The sequence below is a fragment of the Variovorax sp. P1_H12_2 genome, from assembly GCF_056405335.1.
The window spans coordinates 1-4,695 of record NZ_JBFUCI010000465.1; the positions used below are offsets into that span (position 1 = coordinate 1).

7 protein-coding genes are annotated in these 4,695 nt (G+C 69.4%); 1 reads left to right on the top strand and 6 read right to left on the bottom strand.

Annotation, left to right across the window (positions count from 1 at the left end; all coding sequences use genetic code 11):
- The 6 genes from AC1D2K_RS30140 to AC1D2K_RS30165 all read right to left on the bottom strand — a co-directional run.
- The coding region (locus AC1D2K_RS30140; protein ID WP_478093539.1) for a nucleoside monophosphate kinase at positions 1–290 on the bottom strand (290 nt) is incomplete at its 3' end.
- A 121-nt stretch (positions 291–411) separates the two neighbouring features.
- On the bottom strand, positions 412–1,182 hold the full coding sequence (gene kdsB, locus AC1D2K_RS30145; protein WP_478093541.1) for a 3-deoxy-manno-octulosonate cytidylyltransferase: 771 nt from the start codon (positions 1,180–1,182) through the stop codon (positions 412–414).
- Positions 1,179–1,361, bottom strand: a complete 183-nt coding sequence (locus AC1D2K_RS30150; protein WP_093107755.1) for a Trm112 family protein — start codon at positions 1,359–1,361, stop codon at positions 1,179–1,181. The genes kdsB and AC1D2K_RS30150 overlap by 4 nt, the downstream gene beginning before the upstream one ends.
- Positions 1,342–2,316, bottom strand: a complete 975-nt coding sequence (gene lpxK, locus AC1D2K_RS30155; protein ID WP_478093543.1) for a tetraacyldisaccharide 4'-kinase — start codon at positions 2,314–2,316, stop codon at positions 1,342–1,344. Before lpxK ends, AC1D2K_RS30150 begins: the two co-directional genes overlap by 20 nt.
- Positions 2,317–2,742: an ExbD/TolR family protein gene (locus tag AC1D2K_RS30160; RefSeq protein WP_478093546.1), complete on the bottom strand. Its 426-nt coding sequence runs from the start codon at positions 2,740–2,742 to the stop codon at positions 2,317–2,319. It lies immediately after the preceding gene.
- Between the two features lie 2 nt (positions 2,743–2,744).
- Positions 2,745–3,377 carry a MotA/TolQ/ExbB proton channel family protein gene (locus AC1D2K_RS30165; RefSeq protein WP_478093544.1) on the bottom strand — a complete coding sequence of 211 codons (633 nt, stop codon included), beginning with the start codon at positions 3,375–3,377 and terminating at the stop codon, positions 2,745–2,747.
- A gap of 312 nt (positions 3,378–3,689) precedes the next feature.
- On the opposite strand from AC1D2K_RS30165, the gene xseA reads away from it, so the two are divergent.
- Positions 3,690–4,695: exodeoxyribonuclease VII large subunit (xseA, locus tag AC1D2K_RS30170; protein WP_478093547.1), on the top strand; the 1,006-nt coding region annotated here is incomplete at its 3' end.

Sequence of the window (4,695 nt, forward strand, 5' to 3'; positions counted from 1 at the left end):
CGCATGGCCTCGGCCTGCGGAATGGTGCGCGGGAAGCCGTCGAAGAGAAAGCCCTGGGCGCAGTCAGGCAGCGCGATGCGCTCCTTGACCAGGTTGATGATCAGGTCGTCGCTCACCAGCGCGCCCGATGCCATGACGGCCTGGGCCTGCAGCCCGAGCGGCGTGCCGGCCTTGACGGCGGCGCGCAGCATGTCGCCGGTCGAGATCTGGGGGATGCCGTACTTCTGGCAGATGAAGGCCGCCTGGGTGCCTTTCCCTGCCCCGGGGGCGCCCAACAAAATCAGTCTCATGGTGTCCTCGAAGGTTCTTGATTTCTGTCGCGCCACGGCGGCCACGAAGCGGCGCAAGGCGGAGTTGCTTCGAGGATAGCATGGGGTCCGGGGCCGACCCTGGACCACAGGCTGGAGGCTTCTAGGCGCCGAACAGGGCGCGCACTCGTGCCAGATCCTCGGGCGTGTCGATGCCCGGGCCGGGCGCATGCGCGCTGACATGCACGGCGATCCGGTGGCCATGCCACAGGGCGCGCAGCTGTTCCAGGGCTTCGATCGCCTCGATCGGCGCCGGTGGCAGGCTCGGGAAGCCGCGCACGAAGCCCGCGCGGTAGCCATAGATGCCGATGTGGCGCAGCGGCGCGGGTGCGCTTGGCAGTGGCGATGTCGGCCCGGTGCCGGCGAAGCCGTCGCGCCACCACGGGATCGGCGCGCGGCTGAAATAGAGCGCGTTCCCTTGGGCATCGAGCACGGTCTTGACCACGTTCGGATTGACGAAATCCTCGAGCGAGTCGATGGCGTGTGCCGCGGTGCTCATCGCGGCGCCGGGATGCGCCGCCAGCGCCTCGGCCACGGCGTCGATGAGGGCCGGTTCGATCAGGGGCTCGTCACCCTGCACATTGACGATGATGGCGTCGTCGGCCAGGCCGAGCTGCGTGCAGGCCTCGGCCAGGCGATCGGTGCCGCTCGCGTGATCGGTGCGCGTGAGGAGCGCCCGCACGCCGTGCGCACGGCAGGCGTCGACGATACGGGCATCGTCGGCTGCGACCACCACGCTGTCGGCGCCCGAACGCGCGGCCCGCTGGGCGACGCGCACCACCATCGGCAGGCCGGCGATGTCGGCCAGCGGCTTGTCGGGCAGCCGCGTCGATGCCAGCCGGGCTGGGATCAGGACGGTGAAGTCGGCGCTCAAAGCCCCAGCTCTTCGTCGGACAGCGTGCGCGCCTCGGTTTCGAGCAGTACCGGGATGCCGTCGCGCACGGGGTAGGCGAGGCGGGCGCTGCGCGAGGCGAGCTCTTGCTTCTCGGCGTTCCAGGTCAGCGGCCCCTTGGTCACGGGGCAGACGAGCAGTTCAAGCAGCTTGGTGTCCATCACGCGATGATAGCTTTGCGTCGAGCGCCGCGAAGAAGCCGGGCTCGGGTTCGAAGACCAGCGGCACGGCCAGCGCGGCGGGTGCCTTGCGCCACAGCTTCACGGCGTCCTTCTCGGTGCACAGCAGGACCTGGCCGGCGTCGCCGGGCGGGCTCCAATGGCGGAAGTCGTCATGGTCGGGCAGCGCAATGCAGGACGCCGGCACCAGGCCGCGCGCGCGCAGCATCTGGAAGAAGGCCTCGGGCTTGGCGATCGCCGCCACCGCGACCAGGCTGCGCCCGGCCAGGGAGGCCAGCGGCACCCGCGTGCCATCGCGCCGCAGCGCGTGATCCGCCAAAGTGCGCCGGGCCGTGAAACCGGCGAATGCCGGCCGTTCGCCGGTATGCAAGACGAAGTCGCAGCGGCGCGGCCACGGCTCCCGCAGCGGGCCGGCCGGCAGCAGCCAGCCGTTGCCGACGCCGCGGTCGTCGAAGACGCAGATCTCGATGTCCCGCGCCAGCGCCAGGTGTTGCAGGCCGTCGTCGCTCACGATCACCTGGGTCGCCGGGTGGCGCTCGAGCAGGGCGCGGGCGGCTTCGATGCGGCGCCGGGCGACGAAGACCGGCACCCCGGTCGAACGGCGGATCAGCGCAGGCTCGTCGCCGACCGCCGCCGGATCGCTGTCGTCCAGCACCTCGCGGCAGTCCTGCGTGGTCCGGCCGTAGCCGCGCGACACCACGCCGGCCCGGATGCCGCGCGCCTCCAGGTGCCGGACGATCGCCATCACCACCGGCGTCTTGCCGGAGCCGCCGGCGATCACGTTGCCGACGACGATCACCGGCACGCCGGCGCGCTCGACGCGCCGCAGGCCCAGCCGGTAGAGGGTTCTTCGGAGGGCGACCAGCGCGCCGTAGAGCAGCGACAGCGGCCACAACCCGCGCGCCAGAGCGCCGCGCCGCAGCCAGGCCTCCTGCAACTAGCGCCCCGCCTGCGCGGCCGATTGGGTGGCGAAGGTGATCTGCATCAGCCCGGCCCGGCGCGCTGCTTCCATCACGGTGATGACCGATTGGTGGGCGGCGCTGGCGTCGGCGCTGATGATCACGACATTGTCCCTGGCACCGCCGGCGGCGGCGGCCAGCGCGRCCGTCACGGTCTCGACGCTGCGGTCCGCCAGCACGGTCTTGTTGATCGAGAAGCGTCCATCGGCGGACACCGCGACGATCACCTCCTTCGGATAGTCGCGCTGGGCTTCGACGTCGGCCACCGGCAGGCGCAGTTGCATCTCGGTGAACTTGCTGTAGGTGGTCGAGAGCATCAGGAAGATCAGCACGACCAGCAGCACGTCGATGAACGGGATCAGGTTGATCTCGGGCTCGTCGCGCGAGCCGTGACGGAAATGCATCCTCATCGGCGCAGCGTGTCCAGGTGGCGGGCGAAGCGCTCGCCGGCCAGTTCGAGGTTCAGCAGGTATTCGTCGACCCGGCTGCGGAAGTAGCGCCAGAAGATCAAGGCCGGAATGGCGATGATGAGGCCGAAGGCCGTGTTGTAGAGCGCGATCGAGATCCCGTGCGCCAGTTGCGCCGGATTGCCGGAGCCCACGGCACCGTTGGCCGGGGACTGCGAGCCGAAGATCTCGATCATGCCGATCACGGTGCCGAGCAGCCCGAGCAGCGGCGCTGCCGAGGCAATGGTCGCGAGCGCGGGCAGATAGCGCTCGAGGCGGTGCGCCACCACGCGGCCGGCGGACTCCATCGAGACCCGCAGATCGTCTTCGCTCGCCAGCGGATTGACGTTGAGGGCGCGAAAGCCGGCGGCCAGCACTTCGCCGAGCCCGGAATTCTGTTCCAGCTTGGTCACGAGGTCGGGACCGGGGATCGAGGTGCGTGAGACGGTGATCGCTTCGTCGAGAAGCTTGGGCGGCAGGACCCTGGACGTCTTGAGACTGGTGAATCGTTCGATGACCAGCGCCATCCCGATCACCGAACAGGCGAGCAGCGGCCAGATCGGCCAACCCGCAGCAACTATGATGGAAAACAAGTATTCCTCCGGCCCATGGACTGCAAATGCGCGGCGATTATCTCCCGAGGCGGCGTGCCTTCACGAGGAGTTCTCGAGGCAGGCGCCGACGCACAGGATATGTGGATAACTTTGTGATTAACACGCGGAGCAACCTGTCCAAAGCCGCACGGGTCGGGCCTTTCCACAGATCGATTGAATTTTGAGCAGTACTTTTTTCTTTGAAATCAATGACTTGCACGGCAAMCCGTGCCTGTTGTGCAGACGCCGCAACACCACAGCCCCCATCGGGCTGCCTTGTGGACGACTCAGGCCCGTGACACCGGAAAAAGCATGAATGAACGTGGGCAACCGCCCTCGTCCGGCGCGAGAGTCTGGGCCGTCGGCGCCTTGTGCCGGGCGGTCGCGGATGCGCTGGATGCGCGCTTCAACCCGGTCAGCGTGCGGGGGGAGATCTCGGGTTTCTCGCGCGCGGCCAGCGGCCACTGCTACTTCTCGCTGAAGGACGAGGCCGGCCAGTTGCGCTGCGCGATGTTCCGGCGCGCGGCCAGCCTGCTCGATTTCTCGCCGCGCGACGGCGACCAGGTCGAGGTGCGCGGGCGGCTCGCCGTGTACGAGCCGCGCGGCGATTTGCAGCTGGTGGTTGAAAGCCTGCGGCGTGCCGGGCAGGGCGCGTTGTTCGAACAGTTCATGCAGCGCAAGGCCCGGCTCGAGGCCGAAGGGCTGTTCGACCCGGCACGCAAGCGGGCGCTGCCGGCCCTGCCGCGCGCGATCGGGCTCGTCACCTCCCTCGGTGCGGCGGCGCTCCACGACGTCGTCACCGCATTGCGGCGCCGGGTGCCGCACATCCCCGTCGTGCTGGCGCCGGCGGCCGTGCAGGGGAACGGCGCGCCGTCAGAGCTCGTGCGTTCGCTGCAGTCGCTCTACGCACTGGAACCGAAGGTCGATGTCATCTTGCTGGTGCGCGGCGGCGGCTCGATCGAGGATCTGTGGGCCTTCAACGACGAGGCGTTGGCGCGCACGATCGTCCAGAGTCCGGTGCCCGTCGTCTGCGGTGTCGGCCACGAGACCGACTTCACGATCGCCGACTTCTGCGCCGACGTCCGGGCCCCGACCCCGACCGCCGCCGCCGAGCTCGTGTCCGCGCCGCGCGAGCTGTGGCTCGGCGCGCTCGATCTGATCGAAGAGCGGCTGCGGGAGGCCGTTGCGACGCGCGTCGATGCCTTGAGTCAGCGCCTCGACCTGGCGACCGGTCGGCTTGGACGCCCATCGACGCTGGTGGCACGCCAGCGCCTGGGCCTCGCCCACCAGGCCCAGCGCCTGCATTACGCCGTGCTCG